Consider the following 26,421-nt stretch of genomic DNA (forward strand, 5'->3'; position numbering starts at 1 on the left):
AGCAATCATCTAACTCAACGCTTAAACCCTATCTTTGCGGGCATGAATATCCTGATCATTGGTTCGGGCGGCCGCGAGAGCGCTTTTGCCTGGAAACTATCACAAAGTACATTGTGTGAGCAGCTTTACATAGCTCCGGGCAATGCTGGTACCGGCCAATACGGCATCAACGTTAATTTAAAAGTTACCGACTTTGAAGGCATCAAAGCTCTTGTGCTCGAAAAAGGTATAAATATGGTTTTGGTTGGACCGGAAGAGCCATTGGTAAAAGGTATTCACGATTTCTTTTTGGCCGATGAACAATTGATGAATGTACCTGTAATTGGTCCGCAGCAAGAAGGCGCTCAACTAGAAGGCAGCAAAGATTTTTCAAAGCAGTTTATGCAACGCCATAACATTCCAACAGCTGCATCGCGCACTTTTACGCGCGATACATTGCAAGACGGCCTGGAATACCTGGCTACCCAGGGTTTGCCCATTGTTTTGAAGGCTGATGGTTTAGCTGCCGGAAAAGGCGTGCTCATTTGCACCACCTTACAGGAAGCACAACAGGAACTGGTTGAAATGCTTAACGAAGCTAAATTTGGTGATGCCAGTTCGAAAGTAGTGATAGAACAATTTTTGCAAGGGATCGAGCTTTCGGTATTTGTTTTAACTGATGGCAACAGCTACAAAATATTACCCTCTGCCAAAGACTATAAACGTATTGGCGAAGGCGACACGGGCTTAAACACCGGAGGTATGGGGTCGGTATCACCAGTACCATTTGCCGATGAGGATTTTTTAAGCAAAGTAGAGCAGCGCATTGTAATACCAACCGTTGAAGGTTTAAAAGCTGAAGGCATTCCATACAAAGGCTTTATTTTTATAGGCCTGATGAACTGCGATGGTGAGCCTTATACTATTGAATACAACTGCCGCATGGGCGACCCTGAAACCGAAAGCGTATTACCGCGCATTGAATCAGACTTGGTTGATTTACTTTTAGGCGTTGCCGAAGAAAACCTGATTGAAAAACAATTTACAATATCATCTAAGGTAGCAGCTACCGTAATGTGCGTAGCAGGCGGCTACCCCGGTGAGTACCTTAAAAACAAAGTAATGAGCGGCCTTGAAAACATCCGTGGCTCCATTGCTTTTCATGCCGGTACCGGTATGCAGGGCGATGACGTTATTACCACAGGTGGCCGTGTTATTGCCGTAACCTCATTACAGGACGATATGTTTACGGCCCTGCAACAAGCAACCCTTGACGCCAGCCGCATTTACTATGATGGTAAATACTTTAGAAAAGACATAGGCTTTGACTTAATATAATATTAGCGCCAAAAATAAAAATGCCACATAACTGAATGTATGTGGCATTTTTATTTCAGAATTGTTGCTGTAACATCTCAACAATTTATATAGCTTTAAACCCGTATTTGGTAATGTGTTACACCAAGCATGTTAGCTGGTTTCAGGCACATAACAGCACTGACCAAGTTCTCCCTAGTGATGTTGATATATTACAACGTATAACGAACATTTACAAGCTTCGGCACCCTAATTTTTTCCAGGAAAATTCAGCTCTTTTCAATACAATAAACCTGTTCACTACATATGGGTATTTGGAGAATCATTTGCATCAACTAAACTTTCGCCAAATTCAATAAATACTCTTTGGGAAGCAGGCATCAAGTTCTTCAAAACGTCATCTTTTTCGCCTTCTTTTATAATCTTATCTATTTTGTTAGCATCTGTATAGTAAAACACATACGTTTCATCATAGGTATCGGTTATAGCTTCATCCTCGTACATTTTAACTTCAAAATCAACTTTGATGCTTCCACTTTGCCTGTTAACCGCTTTAGATGAGTAACTCATAGCGCAGCCAGATCCGCAACTTATGACAATAGATTGCCTTACATTGGCCACCGGTTTATCTACAGCCTTTTTTTGCTTCATCTCTGTACTACCTTGCCCGATAGTTTTTTTATTTGAATGAGGTGTTTTATTCTCGCAACCAACTATCAATAAGGCTGAAGCAATTAAAAGGCTATTTCTTACTTGCATCTTTAAGTTTACAAGTTATCAATTCGGTAATCTATTTGTTTTAAATAAGGTGACTGAACAAGGATTATACAGCACAGATGACGATGTATGTTTTGAGGCAAAAAAAAAGGCAAATCAATTGTTATTTGATTTGCCCTAAATAGTAGCGGGGAGCAGGATCGAACTGCCGACCTTAGGGTTATGAATCCTACGCTCTAACCATCTGAGCTACCCCGCCGTATAAGTTCCTGTTTAAGTATCCGCTGTAACAGCGTTCCCTAAAAAGGTTTGCAAATATAGGATAATTTACTTTTCTTTAGAAAAAATGTTTAACATTTACACAACAGCCGGCAAAACCCTCTGTAAACCTGATATATGTCCGATAAAAAAAAGTTCAACCTGGAGTATGAGATTAAATCATCTCCGCGCATTTTATATAGTTTTATAAGTGAAGCCAATGGGCTTAATCAATGGTTTGCCGATAAAGTTGTATACCGCGATCAAACTTATACCTTCACATGGGATGATGAAGAGCAAAAGGCCAAGCTACTGGCATCAAAAGAAAATAAGTTTGTACGCTTTAGGTGGCTTGATGATGAGCCGCAATATTATTTTGAGATGGAGATTGTGCAGGACGAACTCACCAATGATGTTGCCCTGAATATTACCGATTTTGCTACTGAAGATACAATTACCGAGCGCAAGCTGATTTGGGATAATCAAATTGATTATCTGTTTGGCGTAATTGGAGCGTAAAGCTATCATTCAACAACAGCCAATAACCCATATAATATTCATGCAACGTAACCGTTTAAGGTTCTCAGCAGCGCTGTTGGGTTCAATAACGTATTTACGTAACTTTGCTTAGTGAAAAAGATACACCTCTTAATTTTAAAGTCGTTTATAAGGCCGTTTGTTGTTACCTTTTTCATTGTGATGTTTGTGTTGCTGATGTTGTTTTTGTTTAAATACATTGACGACCTCATTGGGAAAGGCTTTCAATGGTACATCATTTTAGAGCTGATGATGTATGCGTCCATGACCAACGTGGCCATGGCCCTGCCTTTATCTATCCTGCTATCTTCTATTATGACGTATGGCAGCCTCGGCGAAAACTATGAGCTGGTGGCTATTAAATCAGCAGGTATATCGTTGGGCCGTGCCATGTACCCTATGATGATAGTAGTGACCATGCTAAGCATAGGCGCATTTTTGTTTTCTGACTACATGCTGCCTATTGCCAATTTTAAATACTACTCGCTGTTGTATGATGTGCGTCAGCAAAAAACTGCGTTCTTGATATCTGAGGGTGTATTTAATAACAGCTTCCCGGGCTACTCTATACGTGTAAAAAAGAAAGATGCCGACGGGCAAACCCTGCACGATGTTATGATGTACAAAAAGGAGGAGAACTCAGATAACCTCAGTGTACTTTTTGCAAAGGAAGGTGTTATGTACCGTACACCTGATGATTTATTCTTGGTGGTAAAGTTCAAAAACGGTGTACAGTATATTGAAGAAAAAGGTAAAAACAGCTTTAATCCAAGGCAGCAATTTACTCGCCGACGCTTTGCATCTACCGAGCAAAAGTTTGACCTTTCGGGTTTCAAAATGAAGCGTACTGATGCCAGTGAATGGCGCTCTACCATACAAATGATGAATTTGAAGCAGCTTACCCTGTCGCAGGATTCGGTGGTGAAAACGCTTGCCAAATCAACCAGCAGCAACATGAGTATGATGGCGCCTTACCTAAAGTACTTCACCATGCTGCATAAGGCACCCAAAGACGGAAACTTAAAGCCTATGCCTGCGGTTGAGCTGAAGGGCAAAGAGCTTGAAAGTGCGCTTCCACAAGCGCAGAGCGAGGCACAGTCATTAAGGGAAATGCTGCGACCTATGGCCGAGCGTTATGCCGAGGAGTCAAAAACCGTACGCAAATACTCTATTGAGTATCAAAAGAAGTTTACGCTATCGGCAGCGTGCCTTGCATTATTTTTAATAGGTGCGCCGCTTGGCGCCATTATACGTAAGGGTGGCTTGGGTTTACCTGTTGTGGTATCAGTAATATTCTTTCTGTTGTATTACATCATAGCAACCATAGGCGAAAAATCGGCCAAAGAAGGTAGCATCTCACCAGCAATGGGTATGTGGGCAGCCATCATCATTCTTACACCAATAGGCCTGTTTTTATCATATAAAGCTGCTAATGATTCGGTACTTTTTGACACCGAGGCTTACAAGAGGTTTTTCAATAAGTTATTTAAACGCAAGGCAGTACAAGCTTAATTGTGTTGATTTTACACAACGCCGACTTGTTTGCCCTAACATATAATGTAACTTTGTTTACATAAGAGTTAACGGCCGATGCTATTTACCGGCCGCTAACCAACAACCAACCATGCTAAATACGATACCTGAAGCTATTGAAGCTATAAGAGCCGGTAAAATGATCATTGTTGTAGACGATGACGACCGTGAAAACGAAGGTGACTTTTTAATTGCCACCCGCCACGCTACCCCCGAAGCCATAAACTTTATGGCTAAACACGGCAGGGGCTTAATTTGTGCCCCTATCACTCAGCAGCGCGCTAAAGAACTTGAACTTGAACCAATGGTTCATCACAATACGGCCACCCTCGAAACCAGCTTTACCGTTTCGGTTGACTTGCTTGGGCATGGCTGCACAACAGGCATATCGGCGTCTGACCGTTCAAAAACCAGCTTAGCGCTAATTGATCCTGCTACCAAGCCTGCTGATTTGGGCAGACCCGGACACGTGTTTCCGTTAATTGCCAAAGATGGCGGCGTATTACGCAGAGCCGGACATACCGAAGCTGCTATTGATTTACCGGTAATGGCCGGCCTTGAACCTGCAGGCGTTATTTGCGAGGTAATGAAGGATGATGGCGAAATGGCTCGCCTTCCTGATTTACTTATAATGGCGAAAGAGCATAATTTGGTTATCATCTCAATTAAAGACCTTATTGCCTACCGTTTACACACCGAAAGCTTAATTGAGCGCGAAGTAGCGGTGAAAATGCCAACACAATGGGGCGATTTTGAAATGATTGCCTACACGCAAAAGGACACCGGCGAACATCACCTGGCTTTAATTAAGGGCAATTGGGAGCCAGAGGAGCCTGTGCTTGTACGTGTACACAGCTCATGCGTAACCGGCGATATTTTTGGTTCATGCCGTTGTGATTGTGGCCCGCAGTTGCATAAAGCAATGGAGATTGTTAGCGAGGAAGGCAAAGGCGTTATTGTTTACATGAACCAGGAAGGCCGTGGAATTGGCCTTATCAACAAATTAAAAGCCTATCAATTGCAGGAAAGCGGCTTGGATACCGTTGAAGCCAACATACAATTAGGCTTCAAAATGGATCAGCGTGATTATGGTATAGGTGCACAAATAATACGTGATTTAGGTATTACTAAAATGCGCTTAATGAGCAATAACCCTAAGAAGCGTACAGGCTTAATGGGCTACGGGCTTGAAGTTGTGGAAACGGTTCCGATTGAAATTACGCCTAATCCGCATAATGAAGCGTACCTGCTTACTAAACGCGATAAAATGGAGCACTCCATTCTGAAAAATCATTGATAATAAGACATCATAAAAAAAGTCATCCGGTAGCGGATGACTTTTTTTGTTTACTTTATATCTATACTTACTCTTTATCCTCGTCCTGTTCATCTATAATTACCGGCGTAAAAGAACTATTATCTGCCGGTTGAGAAGTGGTTCTCCTCCCCCGCCTGAAAAGGTTTCTGAAAAACTCACCAAACGTATCAAAATCGCGCTGGTAAATTAAACCTAAACCATTTACATATTGAGGGCGATACTCGGTTGTTAATGTGTTAAGCGTGGTAGTGTTTAACGTACGATATGAAAAGCGGGCACGCAATTGCCCATCCGGACGTATCAGATACTCCGCGTTAAAATCGGCGGTGAGGTTTCTTGAATTAAACAGGTTAGATGAGTTATTGCTGAATAAATCATTACTTCCGTTAACGTTATAAATACTTCCGTTGAGCAACACCCGATCTTTAAATAGCCGTAATGAGGCACTTGCATCATTTTGCGACCGTATATTTAAATCAAGGCTACGGAAGTTGGTAGACTGCGCTATGTAGCTGTTCAGCTTATTAAAAAAGAACTCACTTGCAGCAGTACTTGCAGTGGTTAACACCTGCTGATTAATATTTGAGCCCGTGCCCGGCGCAAACTGCCGCCTTACAATTAAGCTTAGCGCCTGCTGGTTACGGTTATTTACATCAGACAGGTAGGTTGCCATGTCATCCTTTATTGATGCATTAAGCGGGAAGGTAAAGTCAAAATCGATAGTGGGCTGTAACAGCGTTCTTGATAAAATGAGCTGTGCCTGCACAAGTTCCTGACGTGTACCCTGCGGAGATTGGAGCCCCGCTGCTGCATAAAGGTTAGCAATGTTAGTACGCAGCTCATAGGTGGCCTTAAGGTTAATTTCGGCGTTTGATGGATTACCCGTCCAGCGCAGCGTACCTCCCTGGTTTACCTGGAAATTTTTACTGATAAAGTTTTTAGCTGTAAATTCAAACTTACCTGATGATATTAAGAAGTCACCACGCATTTCAAAATCGCCCAGGCTGTTTATGTTAAGCTTTAGTCCGTTAGCCACACCGCGCCCCTCAAGTAAGCCCAGGTCGGTGGTTATGCGTACCACCGTTTTTTCATCAGCCGAAAGATCAAAGTTCAAAGTTACACCCTTAAATGCATTAGCTGTACTTATTACCTTAGTGGAGTCTTTATGACTTACAAAACGTATAAAATCATATTCGTTGGCAGTGGCCGATGTATTAAGCGGAATATTAAACACGGTACCATCACCTGTTTTGGCCTTAATGTCAATCCTCATATTATCAATAGGGCCCGAAAAGCTGAAATCGCCGCTACCAAAAGCTGTACCGTAATAAAGCCTGTTATCGCGGAAGGTGGTGTTCAGCGCCATAAGGTTATTGGCACTTACCTTAATATCAAGCAACGGATTGGCAAAGTCAGACAAATCTATTTTACCGTTGGCAATACCCTTACCACCACGCGGATCGGTTATTCGCATATCATCAATTTTGATGATGCTGTTCTCAACCGTTAACTTATCATTTATGGTATAAGGTACTTTTAAGTAATCAACGGTTACACCGGTATTGGCTAGGGTAATTGATCCGTTTAGTTTAGGGTTTGATGACCGCCCTGTAAGTTTCATATTGGCAGATATTGTTCCCTTTACGTTTGATACCAAGTTTTTAATAAACGGAGCAAAAATGATAGCCTCGGTTTGATCCATGCGTACATCAAAGTCGAGGTTATCTCCCTCGCCTTTATCAAAGTAATAGGCACCTGCAATATTTAAGGTCTCTAAGCCACGGTTTAATATATTCAGTTTAGCATTGGCTCGTTTTTGATCATTATCAAGGTCAGAAGCAATTTTAACGTCACCTACATAGGTTTGGTTCATTGTTAATGAGTCAACCCGTAAATTAGCATCAACGCCTGGTTGCTTTAAAATTGAGCTCAGATTTACCTCACCGTTTAAAGCCCCATGTAAAACCACCCCGGCCGATTTGGTAAGCTGGTTGAGCGTTGCCATACTGAATTTGTCAAAGGCAACCTTTAGCTTATCCTCCGGCTTGTCTGATATAAATCCGTCAATGCGTACGTGCTGCTCGCCGTTGGTGAGTTCAAAATCTTCAATATCGGTTTTACCATTCAGGAGTCTTATACGCACCTGTTCGGTTAACTTCCATGACTGCCGCTCTAAGATAACTTCCGATGGCAGCAACTTGAGCTTAGCCGTGGTGTCTCGGCCAAATTCAACCAGGCCGTACAAGTCTAATTGGTTTGTAGCATTTTTATCAGATAGCTTTACGTTAAAATTTAGACTATCGCGCTGCAGGAAGTTTGTGATGTTTATGTCCTTAATGTAAAGACTGTCGGTAATATCAACCTTACTTAATGAAAGGTTGAGTGTAAGTAAACTATCAGCGGTGCTTTCATCCACAATGAAATCATGAAACACCATTTTGCCGTACTTAACAGTTTTTATAAGCCCGCTGAGCGTAGCGGTCCTATCGGCCGAATTAAAGCGCCCAACGAAGGTGCCACCGTCCGGAATTTTTAAGTCGGGCATAAAAATTAACAGCAACGGATCAAGATTTTTAAGATTAAGCCTGAAATCGAAATTTTGCGGGCCTGGTGTATATATCTTGGTTTTTAACGACGGTATGTATTTTTTAGCTATTGATTTAAAATAAGACGGAAGTGTAGCCAGGTCATAGCGTCCTTTTATACTGCCATCGGCCAGGTCAGACCGTAAGCTTATTAACCTGTTATCACCCAGGCCTTCGGCATTAAGCCTTAAAGTGTCAATAACATAATTATCATTTGGCGTAGTTATACGTACAGGATTCATTTGCACAAAGCCCTGCAAATTATTTATGTTATCGCCCCAAAAGTTAGTTTTAACATCGGCACTAACGGTAAGGGTATCTTTTACAAACCGCAGTTTGTTTAAGTGTGCATCGCGCAGGGTAGCCGCAAAAGCGTAGCGCGGCATTTGCGAATTCAGGTTTACGCTGCCGTTAAGGTTAAGCTTAATGTTCCTGTCGTTAATTTTGATTTTTGCTTTAGCCAGCTGATTTTTAAAGCTACCATCAATATCAATGTTGCGGTAAGTATAGCCATCATAATCAAAGTACTTTACTTGGGCATCTAAAATGGTATTCAGGTTTTTAATATCATCGCCCTTACCATCAACTTTTGCGCTAAGCGTTGTACGGCCGAGGCTTTTGTTATCAAGCAAGGTTTGCAAATTAAAGTTAGTGGCAGCTATTGTGCCTTTGTAAGCAGGCGTCCCCTTTGCATCAAATTTTAAGTTGATGTTTGGATCGAGCCGGCCAAGCAAGGTTTTAAACGTGCCGGCAATATTAAGGTTGTTTTGAGTACCTGTTAGCTTACCGGTATAGCTGATGTTACCGAATTTGCTGAAAATATCGGGCACCCGCAGGTTAGGCTTACCTGTAAAATGAGAATAAAGGTAATCCAGATCTTTTTTATTAGAAGCCAACTGATTAAAGTTGAGCGCGAGGTAGGTTTTTTCCCAATCGGGCAGTCCCTTTAAGTTAAAGTTGCCCCTTATATAGGTAGCCTGGCCGGCAGTTACCGTTAAATTACGTGCCTTTATATCGTTCACCAAACCACTGGCGCGCCCGCTTAAACCCAGCTCAAAATTTGTTTTATCGAGCGAAGGTGTAAAGTATGCAATATCTTTTGACGATAGATGTGAATCTTTAATGTCAGCATCCATGCGAACTTTGTTTACAAAGTCGCTGAAATCTGAAAAAGATTTAAACCGCATTCTGAAGTAATCTTTCAGGTGTGAGTAGGGTGTAACCAATTGCAGGTTTTGCAATAAAATTTGGTTAGTGTCTACGCGGGCGTTAACCGTAAGATTCTTTAATACAAAGCCACTGCGCTCTTCATGCAATGTAAGGTTTTGTACATTACCTTTAAATAAGTGGTTTTTTAAATCCATTCCGGTAACCACTGTACTGAAGCGGTTCACAGCCAAGTCCTCAAAGTTTACTACGCCCGGAGTGATAATGGTATCGAGGTAGTTTTTATATCTGAACCGAAAATTGTTGATAACAATACGGCCAAAGTTAAGCGTCCATGGTTTACTTACTTTCTTAACTGTATCAGGCTTGCCACTAAAATAATCGATAACAAAATCGAGATTGGTGGTACTATCTTTCAGCTGCTTAAGTTTAAACGAACCATTATCAAGCTGAATATGCTCAAAATTAAGCTCACGGCGCTTAATGCTGTTAAAAACCGAAAAACCTGTTAACTCAACCGTTAAACGCGGAGTTTTAAGCAAGGTGTCCTGCTGTTTGTCGAGCACGTAAAACCCCTCAAGCACTACTGATGAAAACGGCTTAACGTAAAGGCTTTTAACATCAACCTTTGTGTGTAGTTCTTCTGATAAATACTTGGTAGCCTTTTTGGCTGCCCATGTTTGTACCGGCTTTAATTGAAACAGTAATAACACTACACTGACAATGAGCAGCACAATGAGTACCAGTACAAGCGTTATTTTGAGTATTTTTTTGATAATTTTGCAGCTTTAAACCCCTGTAACCAAATGCCCGTTATATTAGCAATAGAATCATCATGTGATGAAACCTCTGCAGCGGTATATGCCGATGGCAAGATGCTTAGCAACATCATAGCCAACCAAACTATACACGAGGCCTACGGGGGTGTTGTTCCCGAGCTGGCTTCCAGGGTTCATCAGCAAAACATAATTCCTGCTGTACAACAAGCAATATCTAACGCAAAAGTAAGCAAAAATGATATTGATGCGGTAGCATTTACACGTGGTCCGGGCCTGTTGGGCTCACTATTGGTAGGCGTATCATTTGCGAAGGCATTTGCGCTGGCCCAAAACCTGCCTCTCATTGAGGTTAACCACATGCAAGCCCACATTTTGGCTCACTTTATTGATGAACCTAAACCAACATTCCCCTTTTTATGTTTGACCGTTTCGGGCGGGCATACACAAATAGTTTTGGTGAAGGATTATTTTGACATGGAAGTAATAGGCCACACACAGGATGATGCTGCAGGCGAGGCCATGGATAAAACCAGCAAGATACTTGGCCTGCCCTACCCCGGCGGACCGCTTATTGATAAATATGCAAGACAGGGCAACCCCAATGCCTACCAATTTCCCGAACCTCAAATTCCGGGATACAACTTTAGCTTTAGCGGACTAAAAACTGCCATACTATACTTTATACAAAAAAACGAAGCTGCAGCACCTGGCTTTGTTCAAAACAATATGGCTGATATATGTGCTTCGGTTGAAAAGCGCATTGTTACCATTTTGCTTAATAAACTTACTAAAGCTGCGTTAGATTACGGTATAAAAGATGTAGCGCTTGCCGGCGGCGTGTCGGCCAATACAGGTTTAAGGCAAGGCTTACATGAATTAGGCAACAAATACAACTGGAATACTTTTGTACCTAAAATGGAGTATTGCACTGATAATGCCGCAATGATTGCCATAGCAGGCTACTATAAATTTTTACAAAAAGATTTTACCGATCAGCATGTGGCGCCACTGGCCCGTATGCCTTTTTAATATAAACACCATGAGTGCACCTTCGCTTATTTTTTGGCTGATATTTGTTTTACCGCTGGTAGGATTACTGTTTTGGGTAATGAAACAAGATAAACGGAAAGGCATTACCGGACTGATAGTTTTGGCCTTAACCGTAATTATTGCCATTGTTTACATGTATGTACGTACAGGCGGAAAGTAACTAATGAACCGGCTCGTAGTAACCGTTTGCTTCCTTTTAATAGCTAAAGCTGGCTTTGCCCAGTTTACGGACGGACTTACACATATGCCCGATACTTCTTTTTCAAACACCAGTGCATACCGCAATGCCATTAAAAAGTATCCTGCCATAAAACTGGTGCCCGATAGTTTGCCTGAAGATGTAAAGGCTATCAAAAATATCAGCTACTCTAATGCAAACAAACAATCACTTTTGCTTGATGTATTTGCGCCCAAGAGGCAGCAAAAGCGCTTACCTGCAATTATAATTATACATGGCGGTGGTTGGCGTTCGGGCAACCGTATACAGCATTATGCATTGGCCCAGCAGTTGGCAAGGCAAGGTTTTGTTTGTTTTACACCGGCGTACCGTTTATCTACCGATGCACTTTACCCTGCTGCTGTTAACGATTTAAAAGCAGCAATTGCCTGGGTTAAATCTCATGCTAAAAAGTACAATGTTGATACTAAGAAACTAAGTGTGCTGGGCTTTTCGGCGGGCGGGCAACTGGCTACCTTATTAGGAACAACTGAAAAAAACCTTATGGCCATTGTAGATATTGACGGAACGTTGGCCTTTATACACCCCGAATCGGGCGAGGGCGATGACAGCAAATCAATATCGGCAGCAACCTACTGGTTTGGCTATAACAAAACTGAAAGGCCCGACTTATGGAGGGAAGCCGCAGCGTTAACACATGTTGGCCCTCAAACACCACCTACGCTCTTTATCAACAGCTCGGTTGACCGTATGCACGCCGGCCGTACAGATTATATTGATACGCTGAACAAATACAAAATCTACAGCGAGGTACATACTTCCCAAATTCGCCGCATACATTTTGCTTGTTTGAGCCGTGGTTTACACCAACAGTAAAGTACATTACCAGCTTTTTAAACAAGATTGCATCTGAAAAAGCTAACTGATTATTTTTTGTTAGGATCTATCATTGCAATGCGTCCATCGGGCTCGTGTTTCAGTTGGGCTACCTTCACGTTACGCAAGTGTGTTTTTCCAGAAAGCTGCGTATCATGATAAAAAATATACCACTTGCCTTTAAACTCAACAATGGAATGATGAGTTGTCCACCCTTCAACAGGCTGCATAAAAGTACCTGCATAAACAAACGGACCGGTAGGTTTGCTGCCAAGTGCGTAAGCTAAAAGGTGTGTATCGCCGGTTGAATAGCTGAGGTAGTACTTGCCATTATATTTATGCATCCACGAACCTTCAAAAAAACGACGGTTATGGTCTTTACCTAACAACGGTTTGCCTCCGCTATCAATAATAACTGCATCTTTTACTTCACCGTCAAACTCTTTCATATTCGTTTTAAGCTTAGCTACCTTACAGTTTATTGCCGGTGAATCATCCTGCTGCAAATCGGTTTTCGACCCATTGGCATCATACTTCCCATTTTTCCAGCGTTGCAACTGGCCGCCCCAAATACCGCCAAAATACATGTAAGTACTGCCATCATCATCAGTAAATACAGCCGGATCTATACTAAAACTTCCTGCAATAGGTTTTGGCTCAGCTTTGAACGGACCGGCAGGCGATTTGGATGTAGCCACGCCTATAGCAAACACATCATTTTTATCTTTTAAAGGAAAATATAAATAGTAAGTTCCGTTTTTAAATGCAGCATCAGGTGCCCATAGTTGCCGCCCGGCCCATGGTATTTCTTTTAAACTAAGCGCCACCCCATGGTCGGTAACTTTGCCACCAGCACTATCCATTGATAAGATGTGATAATCGCGCATGTCGAAATGGTCGCCATTATCATTTTCGGCTACGCCGGCTTCTACATCATGAGACGGATAAACGTATATTTTCCCTTCAAAAACGTGAGCTGACGGATCGGCAGTGTATATATTACTGATTATTGGTTGCGAAAGGTATTGCTTTGCGTCCGCTGTATCAGCATTTGCAGCTACCTTTTTATCATCACTTTTTGCCTGTTGCTGGCATGATGTGAGCCCCGCAACAATAACGGTTGCCGAAAGCCAGACCATTTTGGGGTAGTGTTTACTTTTGAGCATATATTGGTTATGTATGGTTGTTAAATTAATTGTGTTTTATGATCGGGTTATGTAATGAAAATCAGCTCAACATAAGTTAACTTATCAAAATATCGGCATCATGCAATCGATTGTAATTATAAATAACTTTATATACATTTACAACATCAACCGATTTAAACTTAGGCTAGGGATGCCTGGGGCCATACAATCAATTCAACTATCAATCACACCTAGCAACCAAAAACACAATTTTATGAAGATGAAAATTTCATACATATGCTTCGTCTGTTTTATGTCTGTCCTGTCAGCATTTGGACAAGTAAGCAACACAATACCTAAGCAAAGCAAAACTCTAAAAGAAAGCTACAAAAAATATTTTCCTATAGGCGTTGCAGTAGGTTTAAAAGAGATTAATGGTGAACAAGCCGATTTAATACGCAGGCAATTCAGCAGTATAACCGCTGAGAATGCCATGAAAATGGGCCCTATACATCCAAAGGAGAATACTTACTACTGGAGAGATGCTGACTCCATTGTGAACTTTGCTCAAAAGAATAATTTGCTAGTAAGAGGACATAATCTTTGCTGGCATGAACAAGTGCCCTACTGGCTATTTAAAGATAGCAGCGGCAATAAGGTAAGTAAGCAGGTGTTATTAAAACGCCTGCACGATCATATTTTTGAGGTAGTAAAACGCTACAAAGGGAAAATTTATGCGTGGGATGTTGTGAATGAAGCTATTGATGATAATCGAGAAAACTTTTTGCGCAACTCTTTATGGTATCAAATATGTGGAGAAGACTTCATCGCAAAAGCTTTTGAGTACGCTCACGAGGCAGACCCTAAAGCAATTTTGTTTTATAATGATTATAACACCGAGCGGCCCGAAAAAGCGGAGCGTGTATATAAGCTGTTAAAAAAACTGATTGAAGCAAAGGTTCCGGTGCATGCAGTTGGATTGCAAGGGCATTGGTCGCTTAATGAACCATCCTCTGCAGAGCTTGATCAAGCCATTAAAAAATTTGCCTCGCTAGGTTTAAAAGTTCAGGTTACTGAACTTGATGTTTCAATATATCCGTGGGAAAAAGAACACCGAAATTTGCGACCCGGCGAAAAAGGTGAATACCCTCCAATAGTTGAACAAAAGCACATAGCCAAGTACAAGGAAATATACGAAGTACTGCGGGCCAATAAAAAGTATATTACCGGCGTAACCTTCTGGAACCTGTCTGACCGTTATACATGGCTGGACGAGTACCCCGTTAGGGGCCGTAAAAACTTTCCGCTGCTTTTTGATGCTAACCTGCAACCCAAAAAAGCGTTCTATGAAGTGGTTAACTTTAAATAATTAACTTGTAAATACTTTGTCAATTCACTGGTATTGCAAGTTTATCAAAGCAATTTAATCATTGGCCGCTTAAAAGCCATAGCCGAATTGGAACCTGATTTGAAGAAAAACTTGTATATCGGTTGATGCCGTTAGAGCAGAGTAGGAAATATAACGCCCGGCTTTATGGCCGGGCGTTATATTTTACATCATCATTTGATCAACTTAAAATTGCTTAAGCTGGTTATTTTAAACTCTCGCCAAAGAAATCAATAGTACGTTTCCAGGCAAGCTCGGCAGCTGTTTTATCATAGCGCGGTGTTGTATCATTATGAAAACCGTGGTTAGCGCCTTCGTAAATAAAACCCTGGTATTTTTTGTTATTCTCTTTCAAGGCAGCTTCGTATGCCGGCCAGCCAGCGGTAATACGGGTATCTAATGATGCATAGTGCAGCATAAGCGGTGCCTTTATCTTAGGCACATCGGCAAGTGCGGGCTGTGCACCGTAAAACGGGACTGCAGCAGCCAGATCAGGTACACGTACGGCCATCATGTTGGCAATACCTCCTCCATAACAAAAACCTACTACACCTACTTTGCCGTTACAATCTTTGTGGTTTTTCAGGTACTCGTACGCAGCGATAAAATCTTCTTCCATCTGGCCCTTATCGCGCTTGGCTTGCATGGCACGGCCTTCGTCATCATTACCCGGGTAGCCGCCCAGTGGGGTAAGCGCATCGGGCGCAAGCGATATAAATCCAGCCACGGCCGCACGCCTGCCAACATCTTCAATGTAAGGATTCAACCCGCGATTTTCATGTACTACAATAATGCCTCCCAATTTCTTTTTAGCATTGGCCGGTTTTGATAACAGCCCTTTGATAGTACCGCCACCCTTGGGTGATGAATAATTAACGTATTCTGATTTTAAACGCGGGTCATCGGCCTTTACTTGTATGTTGTTCTGGTAATCAGGCATCAGGAAACTCATTAACGAAGGCACGGTTAAACCGCCAACGGCATATAACGACAGCTTTTGCATAAAGCCGCGCCTGTCTAAACGGTTGTGTGCATAATCGTCATACAAATCATACACCTCCTGTTTAATGTCTTCTTTCTTTATATCGCTCATAGTTTAGTGTTTTATCAAATGTAACAAATTGACTTATAACACAAACGCAACAAATAAGCGACAACCCTCAATGCGTTTAGCTTTTTTGCTTACGCAGATACTTAGTAAGTACCACTATCATCTGCCCATCAATTTTTCCTTCAATCTGCTCGGTATTATCGGCCACTAACCGAATATTTTTAACAACAGTACCCATTTTGGCGTTAAGCTGGCTGCCTTTTACATCCAACGAACGTGTAAGTACTACAGTGTCTCCGTTTTCAAGCACTGCGCCTAAGCTATCCTTATGCACTTCGGCTGGTGCTGCATCCTCAATCACAGCCTGTTTGGCCCACTTCAGCGTGTCATCATCAAGGTAAAGCATATCTAAACTGTCGGCAGCCCAGGTTTCATTTTTAAGGCGGGAAAGTAAGCGCCATGCTAAAACCTGCACGGCTGGCACTTCGCTCCACATAGCATCAGGCAAAAAGCACCAGTATTGAGGGCTGGTTGTGCCGCTGCTTAACTGCAATAAGCACGATTCGCATACTACGATTTGGTTGTTAGGATGCTCTGCCGGCGGCACAGTATAAATTGATAAACTGTTTTCTGCATTGCATAATTCGCAGCGATTGCCGCTTCTGGCCAATAATGATTCCATGTTTGGTGTATAAAAGCCGCAAAGCTAAAAGTTTTGGCAGGTATTTACCGCACAACCCATGGTTTTTAAAAAGCTTCATTCAAACCCAAAAAGAATCCCCTTGAGCCATAGCGCCCCCAGGCATAATCTAAACATAAGTTGGTGCGCGTTGCTTTGTTAAACAGTACACGCAAGCCACCGCCATAGCCCGGCTGCCATTTTTCAAATAGTTTGGTACCGGCGGCATCGTTGGCAGTTTGCAGGTTAAAGAAAGTTACGCCGCTAATAAATTTATTACGCAAAATTGGAAAGCGATATTCAACTTCTGAATAGTTGTACTGCGTACCCTTGAAATAACCAACGGTATATCCACGCGCGCTACGAAAGGCCGGATCTTTACCCGACCCCGGCAATTCAAGGTATGGTAAAGCACCTGTAGCAAGATAGGAGCCCCAGTTCCATAGAGCTACCACATGCTCAGGGTTACGTTTAGAAAGGCTGAAATATTTACGCAGGTCGGTGGTAAATACCATGGCATTTTTTGAACTTCCCATCCATGATTGATTCAGGCGCACGCCGGCATCAACATAAAAGCCCCTGTATGCCCGGTTTAAATTATCGCGCGTGGTGTACTGCACATTAAACAGCAACCCATTGGCCGAGTAGTTACCGCGGTCAAACCCGTAGCGGTCTGCATAAATGTTATATGGCGTTAAATCGGTGGTTGATATGCGGTCTTCAATGCTCCGTCGTATATCAAAGGATACGCCCGCACCCACAAACAGGTTTGGCTTAATTTCTTTGTAAACCTTCTCCCTAAAGTTAAAGAAAATGGAATGGAACACATACCCTTTACGTTCGGCATTAGCAAGCGCCTGGTCTTCGGCACTGCCATTATTAGCTTGGCCAATACCATAGCCAAAATCAGGCGTAACGGTTTTGGCAGCTACCAAACTGCCCTGCAGGTTCCAGTGGTTGGCGTTGGTAAATACGTTGTGGTTTATGTAAAAGTAAATGATGCCCTTTGTGGTAATTGAGGCCGACGTAGCCGCAACAGACATTAAGGTTTTAGGATCGGCCCCTAACTTACGACCGGCTACGGCCTTTATACCGATTTGTGAACCTATACTGGGGTTTGATGCCACATTAGGTATAATAGTAATGCCCGATGGTTTTTTCTTTACAGAATCCTTTCTGCCGTTGGGATGGAATATCAGGTTAAAAAGATCGCCTACGTCAAACTGCCTGGAAAAATCTTCGGCAGGAGGTTTAACTTGCTGCTGCTTTATGCGCAACGAATCGGCCTTAACTGAGTCAACAGGCACGGTTTGCCCTACAGAAAGGACAGGTATGCATAGCAATGCCAGCATCAGTAACCTATTAAAATAGCCTTTTATATTGTTGGATAAGAGATGCACTGTATAAGAGATAGATGTAACTGAAAAGACGGCGAAAACCATCATTTGTTTTAATTAGGGAAGTAGTATTTGAACGCTTGCAAATGCCGTATGTTGTACCAATGCAGGCCATAAACAATAAAATTGTTTACGCGTTTATAATAAATAAAGCCTTTGGCAGTATGGAGAAAACAGTAATTGACATAAAAGCCGGCAAGCAAATACATCGCTTTGAAATTGCAGAATACCCGCACCACAGCCATGAACGTTGCAAGATAAATGTATACGAAGAAGGCAAGCTGGTAGCAGGCTTTGAACCATGCAATCATGAATACCTCAGGCTTTGCAGTAACCCTGGCAACATAAGCGAAAAAGTGCTGCACTTGTTAGCCGACCGTATTGAAGCTTATGGAATTTAGCCCATGGTTTATACTCAGCACTAACACTGATTTTAAGTTGATTAAACTGAAACTTCAGCAAAAGCAACTTAGTACGATTTGATAAAATCATTACGGTTAACTGCATGTGGCGTAGAAACAGGCAAAACGGTACATAAAATTTTGTTTTACAAAAACATATTAACCGCTTTGTAAATTATATGGTACAAAAGTATTAACACTAAGTTAACAGGCACATGATGCGCAAAATTTTACCGCTACATAAATTAATATTTACTGCATTTGCAGTATTATGTATTACTAATTATTCATTTGCGCAAATTACCCTTGATACCGCCCGTAAGGACTCAACCGATCATATTTTACAGGTGCCTGATACGGTTAAGCACCTGGAAAGTAAATTCACTTCATTACTGCCTCCTGCTGTTTTTATAACTTATGGTTTCTTATCATTAGGTGTAAAGCCAATACGGGATGTTGACTATCACGTTTATAACAATGTACAAACAAAGCATGCTGATTTTCATACACCCATAGACGATTATTTTCAGTTTGTACCCGTAATTACCGTTTACGGTTTAAATGCTTTTGGACTGGCTGGTAAAAACAGATTTATTGACCGTACCATACTATATGCCATGTCTGAAGCTATAAGGCTTGGAACTGTTACGCTGATTAAAAAAACGGCAGACAGGCTTCGCCCAAATCAGTTTGACAGGCAATCGTTCCCATCAGGCCATACCAGTACGGCCTTTGCAGCAGCCGAATTTATGGCACAGGAATATAGCGAGGTTTCACCATGGTTTGGTGTTTATGCTTACTCGTTTGCAACGGCAACAGCTATTTTAAGGGTTTATAACAACGATCATTGGTTTAGTGATATTATTGCCGGCGCAGGGTTCGGCATCTTGTCAACAAAGGCGGCTTATCTTTTATACCCTTACATTCGTAATACATTTTTCAGGAACGATAAAGATAAGGATGATAAAAAAGCCACGTTATTCATCCCTACGTTTAATAATGGCTACGCCGGATTTTCGTTCGTAAAAACATTTTAGTTTATAGCTCCTTCCTAAGCTGGTAGCTTTAGTTATTTGAAAGGTAACGCATGTTCATAAAATTGGCTACCTTTATTACATTATTAGCCGCTGTATAAAATTTAATGCAAAAAGCTCCCACTTCGCGTAATGAGCAAAAACGTATTGCTGCATTGCAGGCATACAATATACTTGATACTGCATCTGAACAGGATTTTGATGAGCTTACACAACTGGCATCGGCTATATGCGGCACGCCCATAGCGCTTATAAGCCTGGTTGACAAAGACCGCCAATGGTTCAAATCGCGCCATGGTTTTAATGTTACGGAAACAGATAGAGCCCTATCATTTTGTGCTCATGCTATTAATAAGCCAAACGACATGCTTGAAGTTGAAGACGCCCGCTCAGACGAGCGTTTCAAAGACAATGCTTTAGTAACGGGCGACCCAAATATTGTTTTTTACGCAGGCATGCCATTAGTTGATGAAGAAGGTTATGCCTTAGGTTCGTTATGTGTAATTGACCATGAGCGCAGGCAGCTTAATGAACAACAGCAACTGGCACTTAAAATTTTAGCAGGTCAGGTTATATCAAAGTTAAAGCTGCGCAAAAAGTTATTAGAGCTTGAAAACGCAGGCAAGCGAATACAAAAGTTAAACACACTCCTTACGCTTAAAGAGCGCGAGGCCATGCAGATTATTGAGCATACGCCCATGTCAATGGCGTTGCATACCGGCGAAGACATGAAGATCATTTTTGCGAACAAAATGATGCTTAAGGCGTGGGGTAAAGACAGCACCGTTTTTGGAATGCCTTTTAATGTTGCATTACCCGAATTGGCTGCGCTTGATTTTCCAAAAACCATGCGGCAGGTTTATCGCAAGGGCATCCCTTATGAGCAGTCGGAAGCGCACATGTCATACCTGCATGAGGGGCAGATTAAAGAGTTTTATTACACTTACAGCTTTACACCTTTAAAGCTCGAAGATGGAACCGTTTGGGGGCTGCTGAATACTGCTTACGATGTTACTCAAAATGTAAAAAGCAGGGAAAACGTTGAGCTTGCCGAAGAAAGGCTTCGCCTGGCAGTGCAATCGGCAGAGTTGGGTACATTCTACCTTGATTCGGCAACACATGAGTTTGTGCCGTCACCACGCTTAAAAGAACTATTTGGATTTGACCCCGAAGAAGAGGTATCCTTGCAGGCCGCATTTGCGCAGATAGCCGAAAGTCATCGCCATAAGGTAGCCAGCGCAGTAAATGCGTCATTAACGTTAGGATCTGCCTTTGATATCGAATATCCTGTTATTGGTTATCATGATAAGGTACAAAGATGGGTACGTGCTACAGGTAAGGTTTACGCCTCAGCTGAACAAGGTAAGGCACCATTTTTTTCGGGTACTATTTTAGATATTACCGAACGCAAGCAAGATGAGCAGCGCAAAAATGATTTCATAGGCATGGTAAGCCATGAATTGCGCTCACCGCTCACTTCAATAAGCGGCTACATACAAATGCTTAAACTAAAAGCCACTAAAAGTAACGAGCCTACTATTACCGATATTGCTGAGAAAGCTAAACGCCAGGTTGACCGTATGTCGGGCTTAATAAGCGGCTTTTTGGATGTGGCCCGTTTGGGTGAAGGAAAAATTAAGCTGAATTGCGAACGCTTTAATATTGCCCGTTTATTAACAGATGCCGAGGAAGAAGTTTTGGCTACAGTTAGTACACACGTTGTTAATTTTGCCAACGTTGAAGATACTGTTGTAAACGCCGATATTGAAAAAATAGGACAAGTATTAACCAACTTTATTAATAATGCAGTTAAGTATTCTCCCTTCAACAGCACCATTGTAGTTTCATGCACAACATCAGGGCAGGTAGCCAAAATATCGGTGACTGACGAGGGAATGGGTATACCAGCCGAAGATCAAGCACACGTTTTTGAGCGCTTTTACCGGGTAGAAAGCGAACAAATGAAAGTTGTGAAAGGCTTTGGTATAGGCTTATACATTTGTAAAGAAATAATTGAAAGCCATGGCGGTAAAATTGGTGTTAATAGCAAGTTAGATTACGGCAGCACCTTTTGGTTTGAACTGCCGGTTGCTCAAACTGAATAGCAGCAACACAAATCCATACATTACTAATTAATTTACAAGCTCGCGCTTATACTTGTTTTTATATTCAACTGGTGATAGGCCGGTTATACGCTTAAACGTACTCCTGAATGCTTTGGTATCGGTGTAACCTACGTTATACATCACTTCGTTCACACTGTTTCGCGTGTTTTCAAGATTCATCTTTGCAGCTTCAATTTTCACACGCTGAATATATTCTACCACGGTATTTGACGTTGCCTTTTTAAAGCGACGTTCCAGGTTGCGCCTGCCCAGGGCAAACATTGATGCAAGCTGTTCAACCGTTATTTTTTCCTGGTAATTTTTCTCAATGTACTCCTGTGCTTTCTTTACAGAATGATCGGTATGATCTTTTTGCCCTTGAAAAATAATAAACGGCGACTGACTGCTCCTCTCCATTTCGATAGCAAAAACTTTGGAGCTAAGAATAGCCATTTCGCGGCCGGTAAACTTTTCAATGAGGTATAAAATGAGGTTTAAATAGGAAAACGCACCTCCGCTTGAATATATGCCCTGCTCATCGGTTATAATCTTCTCAGTTACTAACTCCACTTCCGGAAACATCTGCTGAAATGCATTTGCAGCCATCCAGTGTGTGGCGCATTTACGGCCCTTAAGCAAACCTGTTGAAGCCAACAGAAATGCACCCAAACACAGGCTTGCCACTTCTGCACCTGCACTATGCTGCTTAATAATCCAGGGTATAAAGTCTCTGTTACTTTCAATGGCCTGGGTTAAATCACCATCAAGAGCGGGTATAATAATAAGATCTGTTTTATGCACATTATCAATTACAGCATCGGTATTAACGGTAAACAAGCCACCCGTAACAGGTGTATGGGGCGACAGCCCTACCAATTGCACGTCAAATACCGGAGTCTCGCCTTTGGCTGCAAAAAAATAATTCACCTGGGTAAGCAATTGTCTTGAGCCTTCCAAACTACCCAGAATTGCTCCCTTAGGTACTAAGATTGATATGTGCTTCATAAATCAAATTTAACGGAAAGTATTGTCGCAATCAACCCCTCAAATTGGCGTAAATACACTCATCTTTATATGGTTACCCAAATAACTTTGCAATGTTACGTTTTGAGTATTTGCTGGATAGTAAATATATTGAATGCAACAACGAAGACTTTTTACACTATAACTTGAGATGATGAAAAAACTTGACGCTTACCTTTTTTTTGACGGCAATTGCCGCGAGGCAATGAACTTTTACAAGGACACCTTTGGAGGCGAATTGAATTTAATGACCATAGGCGAATCACCTGCCAAAAATCAGTTCCCTGAATCAATGGCCGATACTGTACTACATGCAGGTTTAATAATTGGCAATATTACCATTATGGCATCAGACAATTGCATGGGAGGAGATTTGCCCAAAGGAAAAGACGTAAGCTTACACCTGAGTTGTGAAAGTACTGAAGAAGTTAACTTATTGTTTGATAAGCTGAGCGCCGGCGGCCAGCCGCTAATGCCACCTAAAGAAGAATTTTGGGGCGACTACTTTTGCTCGGTTACTGATAAGTATGGCTTTAACTGGATGCTAACGTTTTCGGCCCAAAAGCAGTAACAAAATTTTATCTTTACTAACACTAAAACTTATCAATTATGAAAAAAATCAGAATTATTTATTGGATAGTTACCGGGCTGTTTTTGTTTGTAATGGTAGGCAGCGCCATACCCGATGTACTGGTGATGGAAATGGCCGTACAAGGTTTTAAAGAAATGCAAATGCCTGCTTATTTATTACCGTTTGTAGGCGTGGCTAAACTATTAGGCACTATAGCCATTTTGGTTCCGGGCTACCCGCGTATTAAAGAATGGGCTTATGCCGGATTGATTTTTGATTTGATCGGTGCGGTGTATTCTGTGGCTGCCTCGGGCAAATCAATTGAAAACTGGGCTCCTATGTTACTATTTGTAGCCTTGGGTTTTGCTTCATACTACTACTATCACAAATTGCAAAAAGCTAAGGAGCTAAACACTTTCAATGCCAACCTAAGTCATAACAAAACGGGCAATACATTGCAACCTATGCTGTAGCGAGTTGCTATTAACGCCTTATAATGTTTGTTTATGTATAGTAATCTTAAGGTTTTCAGGCGGGCAGGGCTTACTGCGTAAAAATGCAACGCGCTGCTCGCCGGTATAATTACCATTTATCCAGGTTTTAATATCGTTACGTTCCAAAATGGCGGGCATACGATCATGAATTTGCGCCATTGCAGCATTAGGCTCCATGGTAATCATGGTAAAGGTTGGCAGCAAGATGCCGGTTTTAATATCAAACCATACATCCCACAAACCGGCAATGTAAAACGGCTGCCCATCGGTGCGTTCAACACGATACGTGCGCTCCTGCTCTTTATTATACTCAAAGAAAGCTTGTATACGTACCACGCAATGTTTTTTACCTACAAGCTCTCGCCACAAGGGTACTAAAAACAACGATTCGATGCGAGCATGTTTGTGTTTACTGTGCACACGGTTGTCATCAAGCGATAGTAAGCCCCAACGGTATTGCTGCACCTTGTCAGGAACAGCATCAGTAACCACCGGAAGCATTGAACCCGGGTTGCCGCCACCGTTGTTTTTGGGTGTGTAAGAGCCGCCATCACGGGTAATGATTTTAATATCTTTTTGTTCACCTATCTCAACATGTCCGCACATACATCAAAATATTAATTTACAAAGCTAATAATATTAGCATTATATTACAAACGTTAACTACCTGAAGAATAGTATTATCTATGAAATCTTCAGCGCGTTACAACAATATCATGCCATTTGGTAGTGTATTGCTTACTTAACGATTCCTGTTTCATGATCCACTTGCGGTCAAAACCCTCAATGGCCAGCTTTAAAGTACCTCTTCCGTAACGGTTGTTCAGGTCGTCCATTAACCCGGCAAGCTTTTGTTCGCGGCTGTGTTCATAATTTGCAAACATATTATACTGAACCTCGCCGGCGGGTATAATGCCTGTAGCCCGTAAGCCGGTTTTTAAATAATTGTAACCTGGTTGCCATATAGCCCTTATAGCCTGTACAGCTACACGGGTAAACTGGTGCGTACTATTGGCAGCAAACGGAACTTTAACAGTAATGCTAGGGTAATGCTGATCGTGCTTTACATTATGCTTGTTGGTACGCAGGTAGATGGTAAGCGTAAGGGCCATACTTTTTTGCTGCCGGAGTTTAAGAGCAACTGTTGCTGCGTGCATGGCAATAGCTTCCTCAATAGGTTCAAGCCGGGTTTGATAGGTGTTAAAACTTTGGCTGCTCTCAATACCCTTTGACCTTTCGGCAACATCTCTTATAACGTTGCATGGTATACCCCAAAGCTCCTGGTGAAGGCGCCAACCTTGCACTGTCATTTGCTGGCGCACAAAATCGGCCTTAAGCTGCCTGAAATCATGAGCCGTATTTATCTTATGCTCCTGCAACTTTTGAAAATAGGCCAACCCAACACCCCATACATCTTCAATAGGAAAATTTTTTACGGCTTTGCTAATCTTCTCTTCCGTATCAAGCACCATAAAAGCTTTCTTTTGCTTCTTTGCTGCTTTATTTGCCAGCTTAGCTAGTGATAGTGTTGGTCCAACGCCCAGGGTAATTGGCAAGCCGGTATCGTGCATTACGTTAGTACTTATTGCTTCGGCGTGCTTTTCAAGGTCAAGGCTGTGTATATTTCCTAGGGCCATAAACGCCTCGTCAATGCTGTATACCATAAGCGTGTAGGTATAGCGGGCAAGGTTGTTCATTAAGCGGGCGCTCATATCGGCATATAGCGGATAGTTGCTGCTGAATATTACGGCATCGTTCTTTTGCAGGTTTTGCCTTACCATAAATTCAGCATCGGCCATTTTAATACCAATCTCTTTGGCTTCATTGCTGCGTGCAATTACGCAACCATCGTTGTTGCTTAATACCACAACTACACGGCCTTCCAGTTCGGGTTTAAACAGCCTTTCGCAACTTACGTAACAGTTATTAATATCAACATGCGCAAACACGACTATACCTCCCTACTCTGTGCCGCGGGTGCAAAACCGGGTTTAATGTTACGGTAACAACCCCCCAGCAAGTCCAGTGTTCATCAGCGCCAATGGTTATGCTATCAGATGGCCTATCAGCCTTTAACACCAGCTGGTTACCTTCGGGTGCATATTCTCTCGTGAAAAAATCACCGTTATAAAAAAATACTACAATACTGCCCGGCACGGGTTTAAGCGTTCGGTCAATTACCAATACATGATCTTTAAGAATATGATAGGTTCGCATGGCATCACTGCCCATACGCATGTAAAAGGTATTGTCGGGGTCTATTACAATAATCTCCGACACGTCAAGCTCAGGCTCCTCATGTGTTAGCATAGGCAACCTAAACCCAAGCACATCCCGCTTCTCCCTATGTTGCCTTAATTTTAGCATGGCCCAAAAATAAAAAGTTCAAAAGTAAATACTAAATTTTTTAGCATTTACTTTTGAACAAGTAATTAACATTGTGGAATTAAAGTAACTGGGGTTATTTATATAAATATTAATTCAAACTTCAATCTTTTAAAAATTGTAGACACCTTTTCAATTTAAGTTTCATCAATGCACCGGTTTGTACAAACTAATCATTACAGGTTTTAAGTTGCAAGACAGCTTATGCATGCTATGACCATTAAATAGCAGATAATTTTCGCTTAAATACCCTATTGGTTCAAAAGTATTGGTACAATAATCAGATGCGTAAACATAAAAAGATGGGCATTATAATATTACAGCTCTTTAGTTTATTAACCGCAATAATGGACTTGAGCGCAGATGTGTCAAGGCTACCTTTTATAAGTTTGAAAGCGTTTTTAAAGCTGTCGCTCGCGCTATCTGAAATCAACATATCCTCCAACTGTCCCTTTGATGAAACACTTATGAGT

23 protein-coding genes and 1 tRNA gene are annotated in these 26,421 nt (G+C 41.9%); 13 read left to right on the top strand and 11 right to left on the bottom strand.

All coding sequences use genetic code 11. The features are described 5' to 3' along the window. The first annotated feature begins 42 nt into the window (after nt 1-42). Nucleotides 43-1,317, top strand: a complete 1,275-nt coding sequence (gene purD / locus QZ407_RS10980; RefSeq protein WP_295770860.1) for a phosphoribosylamine--glycine ligase — start codon at nt 43-45, stop codon at nt 1,315-1,317. Between the two features lie 279 nt (nt 1,318-1,596). Here the strand turns inward: purD and QZ407_RS10985 are convergent, their stop codons facing one another. Beyond that, nucleotides 1,597-2,055, bottom strand: coding sequence for a hypothetical protein (locus QZ407_RS10985; RefSeq protein WP_295770862.1), 459 nt, complete (start codon nt 2,053-2,055; stop codon nt 1,597-1,599). 143 nt (nt 2,056-2,198) lie between these two features. Continuing rightward, a tRNA-Met gene (locus tag QZ407_RS10990) sits at nt 2,199-2,272 on the bottom strand. Nucleotides 2,273-2,409: 137 nt separating this feature from the next. Here QZ407_RS10990 and QZ407_RS10995 point away from each other — a divergent pair. The 3 genes from QZ407_RS10995 to QZ407_RS11005 all read left to right on the top strand — a co-directional run bounded on the left by QZ407_RS10995 (nt 2,410) and on the right by QZ407_RS11005 (nt 5,638). Next, nucleotides 2,410-2,790 carry an START-like domain-containing protein gene (locus tag QZ407_RS10995; RefSeq protein WP_295770864.1) on the top strand — a complete coding sequence of 127 codons (381 nt, stop codon included), beginning with the start codon at nt 2,410-2,412 and terminating at the stop codon, nt 2,788-2,790. A 111-nt stretch (nt 2,791-2,901) separates the two neighbouring features. Continuing rightward, nucleotides 2,902-4,320: an LptF/LptG family permease gene (locus QZ407_RS11000; protein ID WP_295770866.1), complete on the top strand. Its 1,419-nt coding sequence runs from the start codon at nt 2,902-2,904 to the stop codon at nt 4,318-4,320. A 112-nt stretch (nt 4,321-4,432) separates the two neighbouring features. Further along, nucleotides 4,433-5,638 carry a bifunctional 3,4-dihydroxy-2-butanone-4-phosphate synthase/GTP cyclohydrolase II gene (locus QZ407_RS11005; RefSeq protein ID WP_295770869.1) on the top strand — a complete coding sequence of 402 codons (1,206 nt, stop codon included), beginning with the start codon at nt 4,433-4,435 and terminating at the stop codon, nt 5,636-5,638. 67 nt (nt 5,639-5,705) lie between these two features. Here QZ407_RS11005 and QZ407_RS11010 read toward each other — a convergent pair whose 3' ends face one another. After that, nucleotides 5,706-10,145 carry a translocation/assembly module TamB domain-containing protein gene (locus QZ407_RS11010; RefSeq protein ID WP_295770871.1) on the bottom strand — a complete coding sequence of 1,480 codons (4,440 nt, stop codon included), beginning with the start codon at nt 10,143-10,145 and terminating at the stop codon, nt 5,706-5,708. A 72-nt stretch (nt 10,146-10,217) separates the two neighbouring features. Between QZ407_RS11010 and tsaD the strand changes: the two genes are divergently transcribed. Genes tsaD through QZ407_RS11025 form a run of 3 tightly spaced genes read left to right on the top strand, consistent with a single transcriptional unit; the run spans nt 10,218 to nt 12,294 of the window. Next, a complete protein-coding gene (gene tsaD / locus QZ407_RS11015) occupies nt 10,218-11,219 on the top strand; it encodes a tRNA (adenosine(37)-N6)-threonylcarbamoyltransferase complex transferase subunit TsaD (protein ID WP_295770874.1) in 1,002 nt (333 codons plus the stop codon). Between the two features lie 10 nt (nt 11,220-11,229). Beyond that, nucleotides 11,230-11,400 carry a hypothetical protein gene (locus tag QZ407_RS11020; RefSeq protein ID WP_157542911.1) on the top strand — a complete coding sequence of 57 codons (171 nt, stop codon included), beginning with the start codon at nt 11,230-11,232 and terminating at the stop codon, nt 11,398-11,400. Between the two features lie 3 nt (nt 11,401-11,403). Then, on the top strand, nt 11,404-12,294 hold the full coding sequence (locus QZ407_RS11025; protein ID WP_295770879.1) for an alpha/beta hydrolase: 891 nt from the start codon (nt 11,404-11,406) through the stop codon (nt 12,292-12,294). A 50-nt stretch (nt 12,295-12,344) separates the two neighbouring features. On the opposite strand, the gene QZ407_RS11030 is transcribed toward QZ407_RS11025, so the two are convergent. Further along, nucleotides 12,345-13,460: a glycoside hydrolase family 43 protein gene (locus QZ407_RS11030; RefSeq protein WP_295770882.1), complete on the bottom strand. Its 1,116-nt coding sequence runs from the start codon at nt 13,458-13,460 to the stop codon at nt 12,345-12,347. Nucleotides 13,461-13,695: 235 nt separating this feature from the next. Between QZ407_RS11030 and QZ407_RS11035 the strand changes: the two genes are divergently transcribed. Next, on the top strand, nt 13,696-14,790 hold the full coding sequence (locus QZ407_RS11035) for an endo-1,4-beta-xylanase (protein WP_295770884.1): 1,095 nt from the start codon (nt 13,696-13,698) through the stop codon (nt 14,788-14,790). Between the two features lie 223 nt (nt 14,791-15,013). Here the strand turns inward: QZ407_RS11035 and QZ407_RS11040 are convergent, their stop codons facing one another. From QZ407_RS11040 to QZ407_RS11050, 3 genes are all read right to left on the bottom strand, one after another. Further along, nucleotides 15,014-15,901, bottom strand: a complete 888-nt coding sequence (locus QZ407_RS11040; protein WP_295770886.1) for a dienelactone hydrolase family protein — start codon at nt 15,899-15,901, stop codon at nt 15,014-15,016. A gap of 76 nt (nt 15,902-15,977) precedes the next feature. Further along, nucleotides 15,978-16,541: an alkylphosphonate utilization protein gene (locus QZ407_RS11045; protein ID WP_295770889.1), complete on the bottom strand. Its 564-nt coding sequence runs from the start codon at nt 16,539-16,541 to the stop codon at nt 15,978-15,980. A gap of 65 nt (nt 16,542-16,606) precedes the next feature. Then, entirely contained in the window at nt 16,607-17,890 is a 1,284-nt protein-coding gene (locus QZ407_RS11050; protein ID WP_295770892.1) for a BamA/TamA family outer membrane protein, read from the bottom strand. 209 nt (nt 17,891-18,099) lie between these two features. Here QZ407_RS11050 and QZ407_RS11055 point away from each other — a divergent pair, with 209 nt between their 5' ends. The 3 genes from QZ407_RS11055 (at nt 18,100) to QZ407_RS11065 (ending at nt 21,475) form a co-directional block, all read left to right on the top strand. After that, complete coding sequence (locus tag QZ407_RS11055; protein WP_295770895.1) at nt 18,100-18,336, top strand: hypothetical protein; 237 nt, start codon at nt 18,100-18,102, stop codon at nt 18,334-18,336. A gap of 215 nt (nt 18,337-18,551) precedes the next feature. Beyond that, nucleotides 18,552-19,373 carry a phosphatase PAP2 family protein gene (locus QZ407_RS11060; RefSeq protein ID WP_295770897.1) on the top strand — a complete coding sequence of 274 codons (822 nt, stop codon included), beginning with the start codon at nt 18,552-18,554 and terminating at the stop codon, nt 19,371-19,373. A 104-nt stretch (nt 19,374-19,477) separates the two neighbouring features. Beyond that, nucleotides 19,478-21,475, top strand: coding sequence for an ATP-binding protein (locus QZ407_RS11065; protein WP_295770899.1), 1,998 nt, complete (start codon nt 19,478-19,480; stop codon nt 21,473-21,475). Between the two features lie 27 nt (nt 21,476-21,502). Here QZ407_RS11065 and QZ407_RS11070 read toward each other — a convergent pair whose 3' ends face one another. Continuing rightward, nucleotides 21,503-22,480: a helix-turn-helix domain-containing protein gene (locus QZ407_RS11070; protein WP_295770902.1), complete on the bottom strand. Its 978-nt coding sequence runs from the start codon at nt 22,478-22,480 to the stop codon at nt 21,503-21,505. Between the two features lie 169 nt (nt 22,481-22,649). On the opposite strand from QZ407_RS11070, the gene QZ407_RS11075 reads away from it, so the two are divergent. Together QZ407_RS11075 and QZ407_RS11080 are read left to right on the top strand one after the other, a co-directional pair. Further along, on the top strand, nt 22,650-23,069 hold the full coding sequence (locus tag QZ407_RS11075; protein ID WP_295770904.1) for a VOC family protein: 420 nt from the start codon (nt 22,650-22,652) through the stop codon (nt 23,067-23,069). A 38-nt stretch (nt 23,070-23,107) separates the two neighbouring features. Continuing rightward, on the top strand, nt 23,108-23,542 hold the full coding sequence (locus tag QZ407_RS11080) for a DoxX family protein (RefSeq protein ID WP_295770906.1): 435 nt from the start codon (nt 23,108-23,110) through the stop codon (nt 23,540-23,542). Nucleotides 23,543-23,560: 18 nt separating this feature from the next. Here QZ407_RS11080 and QZ407_RS11085 read toward each other — a convergent pair whose 3' ends face one another. The 3 genes from QZ407_RS11085 to QZ407_RS11095 form a co-directional block, all read right to left on the bottom strand. Continuing rightward, nucleotides 23,561-24,169 (bottom strand): SOS response-associated peptidase family protein, encoded by a 609-nt coding sequence (locus QZ407_RS11085; RefSeq protein WP_295770908.1) that lies wholly within the window; start codon nt 24,167-24,169, stop codon nt 23,561-23,563. A gap of 89 nt (nt 24,170-24,258) precedes the next feature. Beyond that, complete coding sequence (locus tag QZ407_RS11090; protein WP_295770910.1) at nt 24,259-25,512, bottom strand: Y-family DNA polymerase; 1,254 nt, start codon at nt 25,510-25,512, stop codon at nt 24,259-24,261. Then, nucleotides 25,496-25,930 (bottom strand): S24 family peptidase, encoded by a 435-nt coding sequence (locus QZ407_RS11095; protein WP_295770912.1) that lies wholly within the window; start codon nt 25,928-25,930, stop codon nt 25,496-25,498. Before QZ407_RS11095 ends, QZ407_RS11090 begins: the two co-directional genes overlap by 17 nt. Between the last annotated feature and the right edge of the window lie 491 nt (nt 25,931-26,421).

The sequence above is a fragment of the uncultured Mucilaginibacter sp. genome, assembly GCF_913773635.1.
Taxonomy (GTDB): Bacteria; Bacteroidota; Bacteroidia; order Sphingobacteriales; family Sphingobacteriaceae; genus Mucilaginibacter.

What these genes read in the sequence shown, in the direction of transcription:
- purD (WP_295770860.1), top strand. Translation starts at nt 43, where the DNA reads ATGAATATCCTGATCATTGGTTCGGGCGGCCGCGAGAGCGCTTTTGCC.
- QZ407_RS10985 (WP_295770862.1), bottom strand. Translation starts at nt 2,055, where the DNA reads ATGCAAGTAAGAAATAGCCTTTTAATTGCTTCAGCCTTATTGATAGTT.
- QZ407_RS10995 (WP_295770864.1), top strand. Translation starts at nt 2,410, where the DNA reads ATGTCCGATAAAAAAAAGTTCAACCTGGAGTATGAGATTAAATCATCT.
- QZ407_RS11005 (WP_295770869.1), top strand. Translation starts at nt 4,433, where the DNA reads ATGCTAAATACGATACCTGAAGCTATTGAAGCTATAAGAGCCGGTAAA.
- tsaD (WP_295770874.1), top strand. Translation starts at nt 10,218, where the DNA reads ATGCCCGTTATATTAGCAATAGAATCATCATGTGATGAAACCTCTGCA.
- QZ407_RS11020 (WP_157542911.1), top strand. Translation starts at nt 11,230, where the DNA reads ATGAGTGCACCTTCGCTTATTTTTTGGCTGATATTTGTTTTACCGCTG.
- QZ407_RS11025 (WP_295770879.1), top strand. Translation starts at nt 11,404, where the DNA reads ATGAACCGGCTCGTAGTAACCGTTTGCTTCCTTTTAATAGCTAAAGCT.
- QZ407_RS11030 (WP_295770882.1), bottom strand. Translation starts at nt 13,460, where the DNA reads ATGCTCAAAAGTAAACACTACCCCAAAATGGTCTGGCTTTCGGCAACC.
- QZ407_RS11035 (WP_295770884.1), top strand. Translation starts at nt 13,696, where the DNA reads ATGAAGATGAAAATTTCATACATATGCTTCGTCTGTTTTATGTCTGTC.
- QZ407_RS11040 (WP_295770886.1), bottom strand. Translation starts at nt 15,901, where the DNA reads ATGAGCGATATAAAGAAAGAAGACATTAAACAGGAGGTGTATGATTTG.
- QZ407_RS11045 (WP_295770889.1), bottom strand. Translation starts at nt 16,541, where the DNA reads ATGGAATCATTATTGGCCAGAAGCGGCAATCGCTGCGAATTATGCAAT.
- QZ407_RS11050 (WP_295770892.1), bottom strand. Translation starts at nt 17,890, where the DNA reads ATGCTGGCATTGCTATGCATACCTGTCCTTTCTGTAGGGCAAACCGTG.
- QZ407_RS11055 (WP_295770895.1), top strand. Translation starts at nt 18,100, where the DNA reads ATGGAGAAAACAGTAATTGACATAAAAGCCGGCAAGCAAATACATCGC.
- QZ407_RS11060 (WP_295770897.1), top strand. Translation starts at nt 18,552, where the DNA reads ATGATGCGCAAAATTTTACCGCTACATAAATTAATATTTACTGCATTT.
- QZ407_RS11065 (WP_295770899.1), top strand. Translation starts at nt 19,478, where the DNA reads ATGCAAAAAGCTCCCACTTCGCGTAATGAGCAAAAACGTATTGCTGCA.
- QZ407_RS11070 (WP_295770902.1), bottom strand. Translation starts at nt 22,480, where the DNA reads ATGAAGCACATATCAATCTTAGTACCTAAGGGAGCAATTCTGGGTAGT.
- QZ407_RS11075 (WP_295770904.1), top strand. Translation starts at nt 22,650, where the DNA reads ATGATGAAAAAACTTGACGCTTACCTTTTTTTTGACGGCAATTGCCGC.
- QZ407_RS11080 (WP_295770906.1), top strand. Translation starts at nt 23,108, where the DNA reads ATGAAAAAAATCAGAATTATTTATTGGATAGTTACCGGGCTGTTTTTG.
- QZ407_RS11085 (WP_295770908.1), bottom strand. Translation starts at nt 24,169, where the DNA reads ATGTGCGGACATGTTGAGATAGGTGAACAAAAAGATATTAAAATCATT.
- QZ407_RS11095 (WP_295770912.1), bottom strand. Translation starts at nt 25,930, where the DNA reads ATGCTAAAATTAAGGCAACATAGGGAGAAGCGGGATGTGCTTGGGTTT.